Origin of the sequence: Lysobacter sp. TAB13 (assembly GCF_052113885.1) — a bacterium.
In the GTDB taxonomy this organism is placed as follows: domain Bacteria; phylum Pseudomonadota; class Gammaproteobacteria; order Xanthomonadales; family Xanthomonadaceae; genus Lysobacter; species Lysobacter gummosus.
Map to the genome: position 1 here is coordinate 1 of NZ_JBFRDR010000429.1, position 354 is coordinate 354.

The 354-nt window shown below is 61.3% G+C and carries 1 protein-coding gene; it reads left to right on the forward strand.

Annotated elements, in window-relative coordinates:
• Nucleotides 1-354 (forward strand): carbohydrate ABC transporter permease (locus AB4Y92_RS26825; RefSeq protein ID WP_441822385.1); only part of this gene is annotated, 354 nt, incomplete at both ends.

Here is a 354-nt window from a genome sequence, read left to right on the forward strand (position 1 = left end):
TTCCAGATGCTCGGCGATGTGACCCTGAGTCCCTGGGCGATCATCATCGTCGATACCTGGATGTGGACGCCCTACGTGATGCTGATCTGCCTCGCAGGCCTGCGCTCGATCCCGGACTACATCTACGAGGCAGCGGAGGTCGACCGGGCCAGCAACTGGCGGCAATTCATCTCGATCACGCTGCCGATGTGCCTGCCCTTCATCATGCTGGCCGTACTCTTCCGCGGTATCGAGAACTTCAAGATGTTCGACATGGTCAATCTTCTGACCTCCGGCGGACCGGGCTCGACCACTGAACTCGCCTCGATCACGCTGAAGCGCGCCGCCTTCGAGGCCTGGCGCACCGGCTATTCC